The sequence below is a fragment of the Zobellella iuensis genome, assembly GCF_016746085.1.
Taxonomy (GTDB): domain Bacteria; phylum Pseudomonadota; class Gammaproteobacteria; order Enterobacterales; family Aeromonadaceae; genus Oceanimonas; species Oceanimonas iuensis.
Genome location: NZ_JAERTZ010000013.1, coordinates 99219 through 114590, shown reverse-complemented (window position 1 = coordinate 114590; position 15372 = coordinate 99219). Strand labels below are relative to the sequence as shown.

The 15372-nt window shown below is 64.1% G+C and carries 14 protein-coding genes and 1 tRNA gene; 6 read left to right on the top strand and 9 right to left on the bottom strand.

All coding sequences use genetic code 11. The annotated features are described in order from the left end of the window. The first annotated feature begins 7 nt into the window (after window positions 1-7). Entirely contained in the window at window positions 8-841 is an 834-nt protein-coding gene (locus JKV55_RS05515) for an ion transporter (protein WP_202083003.1), read from the top strand. Window positions 842-873: 32 nt separating this feature from the next. On the opposite strand, the gene JKV55_RS05510 is transcribed toward JKV55_RS05515, so the two are convergent. The 3 genes from JKV55_RS05510 to JKV55_RS05500 form a co-directional block, all read right to left on the bottom strand. Continuing rightward, window positions 874-1074 (bottom strand): hypothetical protein, encoded by a 201-nt coding sequence (locus JKV55_RS05510; protein WP_202083002.1) that lies wholly within the window; start codon window positions 1072-1074, stop codon window positions 874-876. A gap of 57 nt (window positions 1075-1131) precedes the next feature. Next, window positions 1132-2481 (bottom strand): 23S rRNA (uracil(1939)-C(5))-methyltransferase RlmD, encoded by a 1350-nt coding sequence (gene rlmD, locus JKV55_RS05505; RefSeq protein WP_202083000.1) that lies wholly within the window; start codon window positions 2479-2481, stop codon window positions 1132-1134. Window positions 2482-2556: 75 nt separating this feature from the next. After that, window positions 2557-2641, bottom strand: a tRNA-Leu gene (locus tag JKV55_RS05500). 213 nt (window positions 2642-2854) lie between these two features. Between JKV55_RS05500 and JKV55_RS05495 the strand changes: the two genes are divergently transcribed. After that, a complete protein-coding gene (locus JKV55_RS05495) occupies window positions 2855-3310 on the top strand; it encodes an RDD family protein (protein WP_202083079.1) in 456 nt (151 codons plus the stop codon). A gap of 55 nt (window positions 3311-3365) precedes the next feature. On the opposite strand, the gene lptG is transcribed toward JKV55_RS05495, so the two are convergent. Together lptG and lptF are read right to left on the bottom strand one after the other, a co-directional pair. Beyond that, window positions 3366-4436, bottom strand: coding sequence for an LPS export ABC transporter permease LptG (gene lptG / locus JKV55_RS05490; protein ID WP_202082998.1), 1071 nt, complete (start codon window positions 4434-4436; stop codon window positions 3366-3368). Then, on the bottom strand, window positions 4436-5545 hold the full coding sequence (gene lptF / locus JKV55_RS05485) for an LPS export ABC transporter permease LptF (RefSeq protein WP_369409622.1): 1110 nt from the start codon (window positions 5543-5545) through the stop codon (window positions 4436-4438). Before lptF ends, lptG begins: the two co-directional genes overlap by 1 nt. Window positions 5546-5707: 162 nt before the next feature. On the opposite strand from lptF, the gene pepA reads away from it, so the two are divergent. The 4 genes from pepA (at window position 5708) to JKV55_RS05465 (ending at window position 11181) form a co-directional block, all read left to right on the top strand. Then, a complete protein-coding gene (gene pepA, locus JKV55_RS05480; protein WP_202082996.1) occupies window positions 5708-7219 on the top strand; it encodes a leucyl aminopeptidase in 1512 nt (503 codons plus the stop codon). A gap of 2 nt (window positions 7220-7221) precedes the next feature. Next, the gene (locus JKV55_RS05475) at window positions 7222-7668 is read left to right on the top strand and encodes a DNA polymerase III subunit chi (RefSeq protein ID WP_202082994.1); all 447 of its coding nucleotides are present in this window, start codon (window positions 7222-7224) and stop codon (window positions 7666-7668) included. Between the two features lie 4 nt (window positions 7669-7672). Continuing rightward, entirely contained in the window at window positions 7673-10525 is a 2853-nt protein-coding gene (locus JKV55_RS05470; RefSeq protein ID WP_202082992.1) for a valine--tRNA ligase, read from the top strand. A gap of 95 nt (window positions 10526-10620) precedes the next feature. Continuing rightward, window positions 10621-11181, top strand: a complete 561-nt coding sequence (locus JKV55_RS05465) for a CAP domain-containing protein (RefSeq protein ID WP_237332684.1) — start codon at window positions 10621-10623, stop codon at window positions 11179-11181. Window positions 11182-11185: 4 nt separating this feature from the next. On the opposite strand, the gene ada is transcribed toward JKV55_RS05465, so the two are convergent. The 4 genes from ada to JKV55_RS05445 form a co-directional block, all read right to left on the bottom strand. Then, window positions 11186-12268 (bottom strand): bifunctional DNA-binding transcriptional regulator/O6-methylguanine-DNA methyltransferase Ada, encoded by a 1083-nt coding sequence (gene ada, locus JKV55_RS05460; RefSeq protein ID WP_202082983.1) that lies wholly within the window; start codon window positions 12266-12268, stop codon window positions 11186-11188. A 145-nt stretch (window positions 12269-12413) separates the two neighbouring features. Continuing rightward, complete coding sequence (locus JKV55_RS05455) at window positions 12414-12641, bottom strand: YMGG-like glycine zipper-containing protein (RefSeq protein WP_202082981.1); 228 nt, start codon at window positions 12639-12641, stop codon at window positions 12414-12416. A gap of 126 nt (window positions 12642-12767) precedes the next feature. Further along, the gene (locus tag JKV55_RS05450) at window positions 12768-13778 is read right to left on the bottom strand and encodes an asparaginase domain-containing protein (RefSeq protein WP_202082979.1); all 1011 of its coding nucleotides are present in this window, start codon (window positions 13776-13778) and stop codon (window positions 12768-12770) included. A 1-nt stretch (window position 13779) separates the two neighbouring features. Next, window positions 13780-15177 carry an aspartate ammonia-lyase gene (locus tag JKV55_RS05445; protein WP_202082978.1) on the bottom strand — a complete coding sequence of 466 codons (1398 nt, stop codon included), beginning with the start codon at window positions 15175-15177 and terminating at the stop codon, window positions 13780-13782. Window positions 15178-15372: the final 195 nt, after the last annotated feature.

The window sequence follows — 15372 nt, the reverse complement described above, 5'->3', positions numbered from 1 at the left end:
ATAGCAGATGAGTAACGGATTCGCCCAGTTGCAGGCCCGGTTTTTGCGTTTACGCAGCAACAAGCTGTTCGAAGGCTTCGTCATCAGCGTTATCGTGCTGTCCGCCCTGGTGGTGGGGGCCAAGACCTATGACAACGTCAATCGCTTCGAGCATATCCTGGCGGTGCTGGATGCCGCCGTCACCCTGTTCTTCCTGGTGGAGATCGCCATTCGCATGGCCGCCGAGCCCAGGTTCAAGGACTTTTTCAAATCCGGCTGGAACCTCTTCGATCTGGTGATAGTGCTGGCCAGCATCATTCCCATCGACAGCACCGAAACGGTGCTGATTGCCCGTTTGCTGCGGGTGTTCCGCGCCCTGCGGCTGGTGTCCATGATCCCCGAGCTGCGGGTGCTGCTCAATGCCCTGGTGGTGTCGATTCCGCGCATGGGCTATGTGGCGTTGCTGATGTTCATCATCTTCTATATCTATGCGGCCATCGGCAGCTTTATCTTCGAAGATATCGACACCTTCCTGTGGGGCAATATCAGCCTGGCGATGCTGACCCTGTTCCGCATCGCCACCTTCGAAGACTGGACCGATGTGATGTACGACACCATGGAGGTGTATCCCTACAGCTGGATTTACTACATCACCTTTATCTTCCTCACCGCCTTTATCTTCCTCAACATGATGATCGGCATAGTGCTGGAGGTCATGCAGAGCGAGAGTGCCAAGTTCAAGGCAGAAAACGGGGAAGGACCGGAGCAGGAGAGCCGGGCGCTGCATCAGGAGCTGGGCCAGTTGCGGGAACAGCTGGACCGGGTCGAGGCCCTGCTGCGGGAAAACAAGCGACAGCCTTGAACCGGACCGGGAAGGAGCCGCGCCTGCCCGCTTCAGGCGCCCAACAGCAACCCCAGTGTCAACCCCAGCCCGGCCAGGCCGCCCACCGGTAACCAGTACCAGTACCGGCTGACCGAAGGCATGGCCAGCACCAGGGCGAAGAGGGCGAAACCGGCACTCAACCACAGGGTGAGTGCCGTGGCAGGCACCCACCACACCAGCAATAACCAACCCAATACCAATAACACGACCATATCCGCCTCCTCTGTCGAGTTATTGATAATAATTATCATTTATTAATTTGCAAGGTTTTATTTCTCGTCGGCCCGCCGGGTCAGCAGGGCCACGGTTTCCACATGCATGGTATGGGGGAACATGTCCACCGGTGTCGCCTGCTCCAGAACAAAACCATGGTCGGTCAGCCAGGCCAGATCCCGGGCCAGGGTCTTGGGATTGCAGGACACATACACCAGCCGCTCCGGGCGCATCCGGGCCAAGGTTTCCAGCAGGGCCGGATCACAGCCTTTGCGTGGCGGATCCACCACCACCACGTCGGCCCGCACTCCCTCGGCATAAAGCTCGGGAACCCGCAACTCCGCCGCCCCCTGGTGGAATTCGACGTTGCTGATGGCATTCAGGGCCGCATTGGCACGGGCATCGGCAATGGCTTCGGGCACCAGCTCGATGCCGATCACCCGATGCGCTTTGCGGGACATAAACAAGGCGATGGTGCCGATGCCGCAGTAGAGATCGAACACCACCTCATGCCCCTGCAGGCTCGCCTGCCGCAGCGCTTCCCGATACAGTACCTCGGTCTGGCGCGGGTTGACCTGATAGAACGACAGGGGCGAAATGGAAAAGGCCAGGCCATCCAGGCTGTCGTCGATGCTGTCTTTTCCCCACAGCAGGCGATTGTCCGGGCCCAGCACCCGGTTGCCGGTTGCGGTATTGAGATTGAGGATCAGGCTGGCCAGGCCGGGGACCGGCCCGAGCTGCGCCACCAGTTGCTCCAGCGCCGCCTCCGCGGGCATTTCCGCCACCACCAGCACCACCATCACCTCGCCGCTGTTGACCCCGTTGCGCACCATGATATGGCGCACGCAGCCGACGTGCAGCGCTTCGTTATAGGCGGGTACGGCACACTGGCGCATCCAGCTCCGGATCAGGCGCACCACTTCGGTGGTCTCCGGCGCCTGCACCCGGCATTCATCGACCTCCACCAACTGATGGCTGTGCTTGGCGTAAAAACCGATATAGGGACCGGGCTGTACCGCGTACTGGGCCTTGTTACGATAGTGGTAGGGCTCGTCCATGCCGAGCGTCTGGGCCACGGGGCAGTCCAGCCCCTGGGCCTGCAGCGCCTCCAGCAGCAATTGCCGCTTCAGCTCGAGCTGGGCACTGTTGCTCATGACCCGCAGCTGACAGCCGCCACAAGCGGTGTAGGGGCAGAAATCCTGGCAGCGGGCGGCGGCGGCCTGCAGCAGTTGCACCGCCTGGCCGTGGCAATAGTTGGGCTTGACCAGGGTCAGGCGCACCTCGGCCCGCTCACCGGGCAGGATGCCTTCAATATAGAGCGGGCGTCCCTCCAGGGTGGCGATACCATCCCCTTTGTCGGTAAGGCTATGAACAGAAACGGTAACCAGCTGGCCGGGCTTTAACATGGACGTGAACTCTGAGCAGTGAAGCTGTATGTCAGCTTAGCAAAAACAAAAAAACCCAGCATCGGCTGGGTTTTATGGTAGCAGTGGCCGGACTCGAACCGGCACGCCCGAAGGCAAGTGATTTTGAATCACTCATGTCTACCAATTTCATCACACTGCCACTTGGTAGGCTCACCTAGGTAAGCGGTTTGCATTATACGTATCCACCTATGGCCCGCAAGCATATTCTGAACCGGCCGGGGTGATTGCGCATTAATTGTGCGTAATGCAAAGGTTACCCCCAGCCCCGGTTTTGCTAGAATACTGGCTCTTTTTGTGCGGCGGATGATGTCTGGTGATTTCTACTTATAAAGGGCTGCCCAGGGCCGGCGTGATGCGCCGCCTGGGAGCCTGGCTCTACGACTTACTGGTGGTGGCGGCGCTGTTGATGGTGGCCGGCTTTATCGGCTTCGGCCTGACCCAGCTGGCTCTTGTCATGGGCTGGCTCAGCCTCGGGCAACACGAGGATACCGCCGCCCTGCTCGGCGCCAGCCGGCTTTACAGCCTCTACCTGCTGAGCGTGGTACTGGGTTTTTATTGCTGGTTTTGGCATAGCAGCGGCCAGACCATCGGCATGCGCGCCTGGCGGCTGCGGGTGCAGAACACCGATGGCAGCCTGCTCACCCTGACCCAGGCCCTGATCCGGGCGGCCAGCGCCCTGCTCGGGCTGGGCAACTTCTGGGTCTGGCTCAACCCAGGCAGCAGGCTTGCCCTGCAGGACAAAATCGCCGACTGCGAGGTGGTGGTACTGACCAAGGAGCAGAACCGGCAGCTGTTGAGCCGTGATTGATTGCCGGGGGCCGGGGACTGGAAAGGATAAAATTCCTAATCCCTAATCCCCGCTTTTAAGCCCGGCGATTCAGCAAAAACAGCGCCACCCCGATAAACAACAAGCTGGGCCCCAAAGCGCCGAGCACCGGCGGCACCTCGTAAACCAGGCTGATGGGACCGAACACCTCGTTGGCCACATAAAAGCCGAAGCCGAACAATATGCCCATCAGCAAGCGGGCGCCCATGGTCACGCTGCGCAGGGCACCGAACACGAAAGACGACGCCAGCAGCATCATGGCGATCACCATCACCGGCTGCAGCGCCTTGCGCCAGAACTCCAGGGCATAACGACTGCCGTCCTGGCGGTTGTCCTCCAGGTAGGCCTGGTACTCCCACAGGCCGCGCATCGACAGCTCATCAGGGTCGATGGACACCACGCCCAGCTTTTCCGGGGTCAGGCTGGAATGCCAGGCCCGAGTGCCCTGCTGCTCGGTCACGATGGACACCCCGTGATTGAAAATCGTATCGGTCACATTGCTCAGTTGCCATTCACCGCCTTCGTAAGCGGCGCTGACCGCCTGAGTGATGCGGTTGAGCTTCAGGTCGTCATCAAAATAATAGAGGGTGACGTTGCTCAGGGTACCGTCGCGCCGGGCCTGGCCGATATTGATGTAGGCTTGGCTGTCCTTGGCCCAGACCCCGTGTACCGACAGCACCACCTGGCCGTTGGAACGGGCCTGGGTACGCAAATCATCCGCCGTCAACTTGGTCACCGGCGCCACGTATTCGCCCATCAGCATGATCAGCAACATCAACGGCAGGGCGGTTTTCAGGGCGCTGATGACAATGTTGAAGCGGGAGCTGCCGGAGGCCTGCATCACCACCAGCTCGCTGCTGCTGGCCAGTTGGCCCAGGCCGATCAGGCCGCCGAGCAGGGCGGCAATGGGGAAGAACAGCACGATTTCCTTGGGCATGGACAGCAGCACATAGTAAAACGCCGCCAACAGGGTATAGCTGCCCTCGCCCACGCTACGCAATTGCTCCACATAACGGATAATGGCCGAAAGCCCCACCAGGGTCAGTTCGCACAACAATATGGACATCAGCACGGTACGGCCGATGTAACGATCGAGAATACTGAACATCAGGCGGCTTTGCTCCCTTTGAATTTTTCCCGGGTCTGGCTCCACCAGGCCGTTTCCAGCAGATTGAGCGGCAGCGCCACCAGCAGCAGGAACAACAGCGGCACCGTATACAGTCCGGGATACACCGGCAGGCTGCCCGCCTCCACCGCCGAGCGGGCGGCACTTTGCAGCAGGAAGTAGGCCAGATACAGCAATATCGCCGGCAACAGCTTGGCATAACGCCCCTGGCGCGGATTCACCACCGCCAGCGGCACCACCATCAGGGTCAGCACCAGGGCCGACAGCGGCATGACCAGGCGCCACTGCAGCTCGGTGATATCCTGCAATTCTTCCGATTGCCAAAGGGCGACACTATCACTGGCCGCCGCCTTGTGTTCCGACGCTTCTACCTCGACGGGCCGGATATAGGCACTGTATTCGCCGAACTCGGCCACATCGAACTGGCGATTGCCGGGCGTACCGCTGTAACGCCGCCCCTCCTCCAGGGTCAGCCATTGGCCGCCGTCTCGCTCATGGATGCGGCCGCCGTCGGCCACCACTATGCTCGGCGCTTGCAGGGCCTGGCCTCGTTGCACTACAAACAACCGATTCAGGCGATCGCCGGCACTATCCGGCTTCAGCTCTTCGACGTAAGCCACGATACGACCACCGTCCAGGCTCATAAAGCGGGCTTCGCGCAGAACCGCAAACCCCGGATCGGACTGGATCTGATCCCGCAGCTGATAAATCTGCGCCTTGGACCAGGGGTTGAGCCAGAGTGAATTAGCCAGCGCCAGCGCCGTCCAGAACAGGGCCAGGATCAGGGTAGCACGCATGATCTTGCCGGGCCCCATGCCCACGGCGCGCATCACCGTCATTTCACTTTCGGCATAAAGCCGGCCATGGGCGAACAGAATGCCAATAAAGAGGCTGACCGGCAGCATCAGGGTGGTCATTTCCGGCATGTTGAGCAGCAGCAACTTGCCCACCAGGGTTCCGGGGATCTTGCCACTGGCCGCCTCGCCCAGTACCTCGATAAAATTCTGGCTGATAAAGATAAGCAGCAAGACGAACAACACGGCCAGCTGAGTCTTCAGGGTTTCCCGAAACAAATAGCGGAATGCAATCACCGTTAATCCCAGTGTAAACTTGTCTTTTTTAATGGAAACGCTTAAGAATAAGCGTAAAATTACGATTTTCGCATATTAAGTACGCGAAGATCGGTGCCTTTTGGCGATGGTCATCATTATCGTTCATCTGGCGCCCATTGTCTTCAAGCTGTAGGAGAATCCATGGAGTTCAGTGTTAAAAGTGGTAGTCCCGAAAAACAGCGCAGCGCCTGCATCGTGGTCGGCGTCTTTGAACCTCGCCGTTTGTCGCCGGTGGCCGAACAGCTGGACAAAATCAGCGACGGTTACCTGAGTTCCCTGCTGCGCCGTGGCGATCTGGAAGGCAAGGCCGGTCAGATGCTGCTGCTGCACCAGGTACCCGGCGTGCTGGGCGAGCGGGTACTGCTGGTGGGCTGCGGCAAGGAGCGTGAGCTCGACGAACGCCAGTATAAACAGATCATCAGAAAAACCATCAGCACCCTCAATGAAACCGGCTCCATGGAGGCAGTGTGTTTCCTTACCGAACTGCACGTCAAGGGCCGCGACACCTACTGGAAAGTCCGCCAGGCGGTGGAAACCACCCAGTCCAGCCTCTATACCTTCGACCAGTTCAAGACCAACAAGGCCGAGCCGCGCCGCCCGCTGCGCAAGCTGGTGTTCAATGTGCCGACGCGACGGGAGCTGACCATAGGTGAGCGCGCCATCCACCATGGTCTGGCCGTAGCCAAAGGCGTACGCATCTGCCGGGACGTGGCCAATATGCCGCCCAATGTCTGCAACCCGGCCTACCTGGCCTCCCAGGCGCGCCAGCTGGCCGACGCCTACGACAATATCAGCACCCGGGTGATCGGTGAGCAGGAAATGGCCGAACTGGGCATGAATGCCTACCTGGCGGTAGCCCGCGGCTCCCATAACGAAGCCATGATGGCCGTGATCGAATACAAGGGCAATCCGGATGCCGGCGCCCGTCCCATCGCCCTGGTGGGCAAGGGCCTGACCTTCGACGCCGGCGGTATCTCGCTCAAACCGGCCGACGGCATGGACGAGATGAAATACGACATGGGAGGGGCGGCTTCCGTGCTGGGCACCATGCACGCCCTGGCCGAGCTGCAGCTGCCTATCAACGTGGTGGCGGTGCTGGCCGGTTGCGAGAACATGCCCGACGGTAATGCTTACCGCCCCGGCGATATCCTCACCACCATGTCCGGGCAGACGGTGGAAGTGCTCAACACCGACGCCGAAGGCCGGCTGGTGTTGTGCGACGCGCTGACCTTTATCGAGCGCTTCGAACCGGAAGCGGTGGTGGATGTGGCCACCCTTACCGGCGCCTGCATCATCGCCCTGGGTCACCACACCTCGGGGCTGCTGGCCAACCACAACCCCCTGGCCCACGAGCTGCTCAACGCCTCCGAGCAGGCCGGCGACCGGGCCTGGCGCCTGCCCATGAGTGATGAATACCAGGAACAGCTGGAAAGTCCCTTCGCCGACATGGCCAATATCGGTGGCCGTCCGGCAGGCACCATCACCGCCGCCTGCTTCCTCAGCCGCTTCACCAAGAAGTACAACTGGGCGCACCTGGATGTGGCCGGCACCGCCTGGAAGAGCGGCAAGGAAAAAGGCGCCACCGGCCGCCCGGTACCGCTGTTGACCCAGTTCCTGCTGAACCGGGCCGGCATTAACAATACCGAAGAGTGAGCATGAGCCAGGGCTGTTTTTACCTGTTGCCGGACGACGCCGGCCCCGAAGTACAACTGTGGTGGGCATGCAAGCTCGCCACCGACTGCTACCGCCAGGGACAGGGGGTGTTCATCCACACCGCCGATCGGGCCCAGGCCGAAGCCCTGGACGAACGGCTGTGGCAGCAGTCACCGGACAGTTTCGTGGCCCATAATCTGCAGGGCGAAGGGCCCCGCCAGGGGGCGCCGGTGGTGATCAGCTGGCAGGCCCCCCACGGCGGCAGGCCGGTGCTGATCAACCTGGCACCGGAAGCCCCGGCCTTCGCCCGACGCTTCAACCGGCTGTATGACTTCGTGCCGCCCGACGAGGCCGGCAAGCAGTTGGCCCGCGCACGCTTTAAAGCCTATCGTCAGGCCGGTGTCGAACTCGGCACCGAGCCGGTACCATCCCAAACTGAAGACGCATAACACCATGGACAAGACGTTTAACCCCAACGCCATCGAGCAGGCCCTGTACCAGCAATGGGAAAGCAAGGGCTACTTCAAGGCCCACGGCGACACCAGCAAAGATGCCTACAGCATCATGATACCGCCGCCCAACGTGACCGGCAGCCTGCACATGGGCCACGCCTTCCAGGACTCCATCATGGACACCCTGATCCGTTACCAGCGCATGCAGGGCAAGAACACCCTGTGGCAGGTGGGCACCGACCACGCCGGCATCGCCACCCAGATGGTGGTGGAGCGCAAGATCGCCGCCGAAGAGGGCAAGAGCCGCCACGATTACGGCCGCGACGCCTTTATCGACAAGATCTGGGAGTGGAAGCAGGAATCCGGCGGCACCATCACCCGCCAGCTGCGCCGCCTGGGCGCCTCAGTGGACTGGGAGCGGGAGCGCTTCACCATGGACGAGGGCCTGTCCAACGCGGTGAAGGAAGTGTTCGTGCGCCTGTACGAGGACGACCTCATCTACCGGGGCAAACGGCTGGTGAACTGGGATCCCAAGCTGCATACCGCCATCTCCGATCTGGAAGTGGAAAACCGCGAGCTGAAGGGCCATATGTGGCACTTCCGCTACCCCCTGGCCGACGGCGTCAAAACCGCCGATGGCAAGGATTACCTGGTGGTGGCCACCACCCGTCCCGAGACCATGCTGGGCGACACCGCGGTGGCGGTGAACCCGGAGGATCCGCGTTATAAGGACCTGATCGGCAAGGACATCATCCTGCCCATCGTCCATCGCCGCATCCCCATCGTCGGCGACGAGCACGCCGACATGGAAAAGGGCACCGGCTGCGTCAAGATCACCCCGGCCCACGACTTCAACGACTACGAAGTCGGCAAGCGCCATGGCCTGCCGATGATCAACGTGCTCACCCTCAACGCCGAGATCCGCGACCAGGCCGAGGTGTTCACCACCAAGGGCGAGCCGTCCGACGCCTACGGCGCCGAGCTGCCCGCCGCCTTCCGCGGCCTGGACCGCTATGCCGCCCGCACCGCCGTGGTGACCGAGCTGGAGCAACTGGGCCTGCTCGACGGGGTCAAGGATCACGAGCTGACCGTACCCTACGGCGACCGGGGCGGCGTGGTGATCGAGCCCATGCTCACCGATCAGTGGTACGTGCGCGCCGGCCCCCTGGCCGCCGTGGCCACCCAGGCGGTGGAAGACGGCGACATCCAGTTCGTGCCCAAGCAATACGAGAACATGTATTTCTCCTGGATGCGTGACATCCAGGACTGGTGCATCTCCCGCCAGCTGTGGTGGGGCCACCGCATCCCCGCCTGGTACGACGAGCACGGCCAGGTCTATGTGGGTCGCGACGAGGCGGAAGTACGCGCCAACCACAACCTGGGTGCCGACGTGAACCTGCGCCAGGACGAGGACGTGCTCGACACCTGGTTCAGCTCGGCGCTGTGGACCTTCTCCACCCTGGGCTGGCCGGAGCAGACCCCGGAGCTCAAGACCTTCCACCCCTCCAGCGTGCTGGTCACCGGCTTCGACATCATCTTCTTCTGGGTGGCGCGCATGATCATGATGACCATGCACTTCCTCAAGGACGAGAACGGCAAGCCCCAGGTACCCTTCAAGACCGTCTACGTCACCGGCCTGATCCGCGACGAGAACGGCGACAAGATGTCCAAGTCCAAGGGCAACGTGCTGGATCCGCTCGACATGATCGACGGCATCGATCTGGAGTCGCTGGTGGCCAAGCGCACCGGCAACATGATGCAGCCCCAGCTGGCCGCCAAGATAGAGAAGAACACCCGCGGGGAATTCCCGGACGGCATCGAGCCCCACGGCACCGATGCCCTGCGCTTTACCCTGTGCGCCATGGCCTCCACCGGCCGGGACATCAACTGGGACATGAAGCGCCTGGACGGCTACCGCAACTTCTGCAACAAGCTGTGGAACGCCTCCCGCTACGTGCTGATGAACACCGAAGAGCAGGACTGCGGCCAGCATGGCGGCGAACTGCAGTACTCGCTGGCGGATCGCTGGATCCAGGCCCAGCTGCAGGCCACCATCAGGGACGTGCGCAGCGCGCTCGACGGCTACCGTTTCGACCGGGCCGCCCACGCCCTCTACGAGTTTATCTGGAACCAGTTCTGCGACTGGTACCTGGAGCTGACCAAGCCGGTGCTGTGGCACGGCAGCGAAGCCGAACAGCGCGCTACCCGCAAGACCCTGATCGAGGTGCTGGAAACCCTGCTGCGCCTGGCCCATCCCGTCATGCCCTTCATCACCGAGGAGATCTGGCAACGGGTGGCCCCGCTCGCCGGTCGCGCCGGCGACAGCATCATGCTGGCCGCCTACCCGCAGGTGGATGCGGCGCTGGAAGACGAGCAGGCGATGGCGGATCTGGAATGGGTAAAGCGCTTTATCGTGTCCATCCGCAACCTGCGCGCCGAGATGAACATTCCGCCCAGTCAGGCGCTCCCGGTGTTGCTGCGCCCGGCCGGCGACGATGCCCGCCGCGCCGGTGACAACGAGGCCTTCCTCAAGGCCATGGCCAAGCTCGAGTCCATTACCCTGCTGGCCGCCGAGCAGGAGGCCCCGCTCAGCTCCAAACAGCTGATCGGCGACACCGAGCTGCTGCTGCCGATGGCGGGCCTTATCGACAAGGACGCCGAGCTTTCGCGCCTGCAGAAGGAGCTGGACAAGGTCGGCGGTGAGATCAAGCGGCTGGAAGGCAAGCTGAATAACCAGGGCTTCGTCGCCAAGGCCCCCGCCGAGGTGGTGGCCAAGGAACAGGAGAAGCTGGCCGACTACCAGGCCAGCCTGGCCAAGCTGCAGGCCCAGCGCGAGCAGATCGCAAGCCTCTGATCGCCTCCTCCTGAACCACAAAGCGCCCGCCGATGGGCGCTTTTTATTTGCGCCCGATACACTTAGGGTCTGGATCCCTGCCGTGGAGCCGCCTTATGCGCCTCGTCCATCTCAGCCTGCTGGCCCTGCTGCTGACCGCCTGTGGCGGCCCGGCGACCTCGGATATCCGCCAACCTGCCCCGACCATGGCGCCCGCCCCCCCGCCGGCTACCGGACTGCCCGGTCCCGGCGTCCTCACCCAGGCCCAGCGCCGGGCCCTGCTGGAAGCCCACAACAGGGCTCGGGAGGAAGTAGGGGCCGCTTCGCTGGGCTGGTCGGCGCGCGCCACCGAACAGGCCGAGCGCTGGGCCGGGATACTGGCCCGGCGCTGTACCCTGGAGCACAGCCGGGGCTCGGGCTTTGGCGAAAACCTGTTTATGGGTACCCAGGGCTTTTACGACGAGCTGGACGGGGTCAGGGCCTGGGAGGAGGAAAAACGCGACTACCGGGGCCAGCCGCTGACCCGGGCGCTGGCGCCGGTGGTCGGCCACTACACCCAGATGGTCTGGCCTGCCACCCGGGAACTGGGCTGCGCCACATCCAGCTGCGACAACCACCTGATACTGGTGTGCAACTACTATCCACCCGGCAACTACCTGGGGGAAAGGGCTTACTGAAGGCTCAGTCTCCGCTCTCCTCTTCCGCCTCACGCGCCAGCAGCTGCCGCTTGCGGGCGATGCCCCAGCGGTAGCCGGACAGACCGCCGTCGGTGCGCACCACCCGGTGACAGGGAATGGCCACCGCCAGGGCGTTGGCGGCGCAGGCCCCGGCTACGGCCCGCACCGCCCGCGGCTGGCCGATGCGCCGGGCCAGCTCGGCGTAGCTGATGGTCTCCCCCGCCGGTATCTGCCGCAGGGCCTGCCAGACCCTTTGCTGAAAGACGGTGCCGCGGATATCGAGCGGCAACTCCAGCCCCTGGCGGGGACATTCCACCAGGCCCACCACCCGGGCCACCCATTGCTCGAACCCCGCCTCGCCACCGCTCAGCCGGGCGGCGGGAAAACGCTCCTGCAACTCCCGCAACAGCGTCTCGGCATCCTCCCCCAGCAGGATGGCGCAGATGCCCTTGTCGCTCATGGCCACCAGTATGGCCCCCAGGCTGCACTGGCCGACGGCGAAGCGGATCTCGGTACCGGCCCCGCCGGCGCGGTAACGCCCCGGGGTCATGCCCAGCAGCCGGTCGGCTTCCTCGTAGAAACGGCTGCCGGCGCCGTAGCCGGCCTCGAAGATGGCCCCGGTCACGCTCTGCTCCCGCGCCAGCGCCCGCCGCACCCGCTCCGCCCTCAGGGCCTGGGCATAGGCCCTGGGGCTGAGTCCGGTGCCGGCCTTGAACAAGCGCTGCAGATGCCCGGGGCTGAGCCCGGTCCAGGCCGCCAGTTCGGCCAGGGTGGGGATATGATCCGCCTGCTCGATATGGCGGCACAGGGCCGTGACCAACGCCTGCCGGCCGCCCGGGTCCGCCTGCTCGGGGCGGCAGCGCCGGCAGGGCCGGAATCCCGCCGCCTCGGCCGCCGCGGCCGAGTCGTAGAAACGGACGTGCTCGGGCCGGGCCCGGCGCGACGGGCAGGAGGGGCGGCAGTAGACGCCGGTGGTGATCACCCCGTAGCAGAACCGGCCATCGGCGGCCGGATCCCGGGCCTCTACCTGGGCCCAGCGGGGATCCTGGATGATGTGTGCGGTGTTTTCGGCATGGCGGCGGCTCATGGGCGGGATCCTAGGTCCGGGATAATGGCCTTACTGTAGCCCCGCCGGCGCCGCCCGGCACCCCGATTCTTGCGCTGTAATCCGCCCGCAGGGCGTGGAGGAAGGTGGCGGCGGGGCTCGGGGCCCCGCCGTGCCGGTGTGGGTATTACTTCTTGTCCTTGGTCTCGATCTGGTTACCGATCACCCCGCCCACCACGGCGCCGCCAATGGTGCCGGTGGTACTGCCGCCGGTCAGCACCGAGCCGGCCACGCCGCCGACGCCGGCGCCGATGGCGGTGTTGCGTTCCCGTTCGGACATGCTGGCGCAGGCCGACAGGCCCAGCAGTACAACGGCGGCCAGGGCGCCGCCTGTCAGTTTCGTCTTGATGGTCATGGTCATTACCTCGGCTCTGTCTGTTCGCCCCGCCGGCACTCCGGGTGCCGGTCCCTTATCCTGATTGTATCCGCCGGATACCCGGGCGCCCAGCCGCAGGTCACGCCCTGCGCAGGCTGCTGTCGCTCAGCCGCTCATCTCGCCGCGCAGGGGCTGGCGCATCAGCTCGCGCACCCGCCCAGGGTCGGTTTCCATCGCCAGCAGATAGTGCAGCTTGGCGAAGGCCGCCTCCAGGGTCAGGTCGCCGCCCGGGGTCACGCCGATACGGTTTAGGCTGTTGCCGGTGGCATAGGTGCCCTGATCCACCTTGCCATAGAGGCAGTGGGTGCGGTTGACGATGACCTGGCCCCGTTCCACCGCCGCCGCCAGCACCTGCATCAGTTCGGTGTTGGCGTCGGGCGGATTGCCCACCCCGAAGCTCAGCATGACGGCGCCGCGCACCCGCTCGTCGTCGAGCAGGGCCCGGGCGGCCCGGGCGCTGATGCCCGGGTAAAGGCTGAGTACCGTCACCGCCTCGGGGTCGAACTCGGGGATGCGGAAGCACAGCGGCGTCGGCGGCAGCAGCAGGCCCGACTCCGGCTCCAGGCGGATGCCGGCCACCCCCAGGGGAGGATGATTGGGCGAAGCGAAGGCGTCCAGCTCGGTGGCCTTGAGTTTGGTGGTGCGGTTGCCCCGCAGCAGCCGGCCGTTGAAATAGATGCACACCTCGGCCAGCACCGCCCGCTGGCACAGGTGCAGGCTGTTGATGACATTGTCCAGGCCGTCGCTGCGCCGCTCCGACAGGGGGATCTGGGAGCCGGTGAAGATCACCGGCTTGTCCTGCCCCGGCAGCATAAAGGACAGCGCCGCCGCGCTGTAGGCCATGGTGTCGGTGCCGTGCAGCACCAGGAAACCGTCGTAGTCCTGCCAGTGGATCACCAGCAGGCCGGCGATCTGGGACCAGTGGGCCGGGGTCAGGTTGGCGCTGTCGATAAGCGTATGCAGCTCGATCACGTCGAATTCGGGCAGCTCCGGCTCGCCGCTGTCCGCCAGCCGCCGGCGCAGCAGCCGGGCAAACTCCGGATCCGGCTTGTGTCCGTCAGGGGTGGCCCGGCAGCCAATGGTGCCGCCGGTATGCAGTATCAGTACCCGTCCCATCTCAGGCCTCCACCGGCGCGACCATCGCCGCCGGGCTCAGGATGGCGGCCAGTTGCTCCTCGCTCAAGAGCCCTTCCTTCTGCACCAGCTCGGCCACCCCGACCCCACTCAGCAGCGCCTGGCCGGCGATACGGCTGGCATTGTCGTAGCCGATATGGGGTACCAGGGCGGTGATGATGCCGATGCTGTTCGCCACATGGCTGGCACACTGGGCTTCGTTGGCCTGAATGCCGCGCACGCAGCGCTCGTCCAGCATGCGGATGGCCTCGCCCAGCATGCGGCAGCTGTTGAGCAGGTTGTAGATGATCAGCGGCTCCATGGCGTTGAGCTGCAGCTGGCCGGCCTCGGCCGCCAGGGTCACCGCCAGATCGGCGCCGATGACTTGGAAGGCGGTCTGGTTCATGGCCTCGGGGATCACCGGGTTGACCTTGCCGGGCATGATGGAGGAGCCGGGCTGCATGGCTGGTAGATTGATCTCGCCCAGGCCGGTGCGCGGGCCGCTGGACAGCAGGCGCAGGTCGTTGCTGAGCTTGGACAGCTTGACCGCCAGCCGCTTGAGCACGCTGGAGAAGGTGACGAAGGCGCCCATGTCGGAGGTGGCTTCCACCAGGTTGCCGGCCAGGCTCACCGGCAGCTCGGTGATGTCGGCCAGCTCGTTCACCGCCAGCCGGGCGTAGCGCGGATGGGCGTTGATGCCGGTGCCGATGGCGGTGCCGCCCAGGTTGACCTCGCACAGCAGGCGGCAGGCATCGTCGATGCGCGCCTCTTCCTCGCCCAGGTTGACGGCGAAGGCCTCGAACTCCTGGCCCAGGGTCATGGGCACGGCGTCCTGCAACTGGGTGCGGCCCATCTTGAGGATGTGGGCGAATTCCCGGCCCTTGTCGGCCAGGCTGTGCTGCAGGCCGGCAATGGCTTCTTTCAGCGGCTGGGCGGCGAACACTATGGCCAGGCGGGCGGCGGTGGGATAGGCGTCGTTGGTGGACTGGGAGCGGTTGACGTCGTTGTTGGGGTGCAGCTCCTTGTACCGGCCGCGCTCGTGCCCCAGCTTGCTCAGGGCCAGGTTGGCGATCACCTCGTTGGCATTCATGTTGGTGGAGGTGCCGGCCCCGCCCTGGATCAGATCCACGATAAACTGGTCGTGCAGCTCGCCGCGGATGATGTCGGCGCAGGCGGTCTCGATGGCCTCGGCCTTGTGGCCGGGCAGCAGGCCGAGCTGGTGGTTGGCGCGGGCGGCGGCGGCCTTGACCATGGCCAGGGCCCGGATCAGTTCGGGGAAGTGGCTGATGGGCACGCCGGTGATGTTGAAGTTCTGCTTGGCGCGCTGGGTCTGGATACCGTACCAGGCCTCGGCCGGCACCTGTTGTTCGCCCAGAAGATCGTATTCGTTACGTGTTTGCATTTGGAAGTATCCCCACAAAGTCGTCTGTCTGTCCGGTAAACGGTACTGGCAGGCACAGCACGCCGACACGCCACAAGTACATCCCTGTAGGCTCGGACATGCCATCCCTGGCATGTCACGGTCGGCTTAGCTGTATCCTGCCATTACCGGTTCGGAACCCGGCTGCCTGCTGTCCGCATCTGGATTCAGTGCGGT